A 1,749-nucleotide genomic window follows, 5' to 3' on the forward strand; every position below is an offset into this window, starting at 1 on the left:
GTCTCCTTATCAATCTAAATTCAATTAGTAGCAGCGATGCTTATTTCAGGCTATAATTATATTTTTAAAATTTTTTATTATATTGAATACTCTCTCCATAAGTTAAGCCCATAATAAAGTGAGCAGTTTATCCAGTTGTTCAGGATTGGGTTGGTAATCAATTCTCCATGAAACTCAAGAGTGCGCATGATTAAAACACTGGATTATATAATACTCATTGCCATTGGATTATTTGGTGTTCAGTGTACTACCAAAATACTCCCGCCTCCGGCTATTACCACTAAAACTGACAAGTTGGAACTTCAGGTTTACAGGCATGTCACAACCCCTCAAATTGAAATTAAATCTCATTTCCAGGAGCTGTTGTATGTCGATACTTTACGTATAAATCCGATAAAAGCCAGAGGCATAAATAGTGACCTAAAAATCGGACAACGACATATTAGAAGTATTGAAATTCATGAAAATAAAATCATTACAAAAGTCTCTTTGAGTATCCTCGCATCTTCAGAGTATAAGCTTGGATACATTAATCAAAGTAAATCAGATGTAATGTCACACAACCTTACTGTAGAGCACAGTTACAATGGCGAAAATTTTAACAGCCAGATACTAAATAGATCTACTGATGGCAGAGTACTTGCCGGGCCTTATAAATCAAATTTTGGAGAAAATCTGGCAAACGATATTCAGTTGAAAAATTTCCTCAGCTTGTCTGCACAATATTTAAATGATTTGATAAAATGTAAATCCACACTTGACTTCAACTTCTCTCAATTTGAAGTAAATACAAAGTGTAACCATACCACGGTAGATTTTAGTGAGCAGCGATTAGAAAGTGAGTTTATAGACGTTATTTCATTTCAAGGTGAATTCTCCGGTTCTGATTACCAAAAGCAGTTAGCTTCTTTATGTTTAGTAGCTCATACTAATCTTGATAATAACTTAGACAGAAGTGGCAGTTATCTTGATAGCCTGGGAAAAGAAGTCAATTTAGATTCAATAAAAGTAAAAATCACTGTAAACGAACCATTGGTATCTATGTTCGTCAGGTCCAATAAGCTTTCCGGTTTCTTAGCAGTCAAAGTCTCACCTCAGCTATTAGGTAATGTTTTGAAACTGTCCTTTGTTTCATTTCATACATTAAATGAAGATCAAATGAATGAAATAGAACGCGCACTATTGATTGATGATTTTAAGAAATGGTTTAATGACCAAATGACTATAAAGCTCGATGAGCGATGGTTAGGTGACAAAAATCAACCGTGTAATAAAACCAGCCTGTACCAACAAGGCAATTTATTAGTTTGTGTAGAGTACGATCAGTATGCGGAAGAATAAAATCATATTAATGGTACTTCTGGCGGTACTTCTTTCTAGTAGTTCTAAAATAATTACTTGTCAGGAATATTATGCGCAAGCTATTCATAATCAATCATTACAAAAAATAACCAAAGCCACAGAGCTTTATTTTAAATGCAGAGAAAACTGTGATGACCCGGTAATCATGACAGAGAGCAGGTATAAAAATGCTCTCATGAACTTTAACCGCATATCAAAGCTAGTAAATCCTTGTCAGAGGTATGATCATGCAGATGCTACTGTAAATATGTGGTTAGAATATATAGAGTGGTACCTGGAATTAGATGATGATCAAATCTATATCTTAAAAGAAAATAACTCCGATAAAATTCAAAAGGCTATAAGGTTGCTGGGCAATACAATAAGAGAAAGAGGAGTATTACCCCC

Annotated in this window: 2 protein-coding genes; both read left to right on the forward strand. The window is 34.3% G+C overall.

Features of this window, described 5'->3' with window-relative positions:
- Positions 1-186 precede the first annotated feature (186 nt).
- The gene (locus tag E1176_RS01460; RefSeq protein ID WP_155208804.1) at positions 187-1,341 is read left to right on the forward strand and encodes a hypothetical protein; all 1,155 of its coding nucleotides are present in this window, start codon (positions 187-189) and stop codon (positions 1,339-1,341) included.
- A partial coding sequence (locus E1176_RS01465) for a hypothetical protein (protein ID WP_155208805.1) occupies positions 1,328-1,749 on the forward strand: 422 nt, incomplete at its 3' end. The genes E1176_RS01460 and E1176_RS01465, both read left to right, overlap by 14 nt.

The sequence above is a fragment of the Fulvivirga aurantia genome (assembly GCF_009711475.1).
GTDB classification, from domain to species: domain Bacteria; phylum Bacteroidota; class Bacteroidia; order Cytophagales; family Cyclobacteriaceae; genus Fulvivirga; species Fulvivirga aurantia.

Excerpts from the sequence above, each read along its gene's own strand:
- E1176_RS01460 (WP_155208804.1), top strand. The coding sequence starts at position 187 with ATGATTAAAACACTGGATTATATAATACTCATTGCCATTGGATTATTT.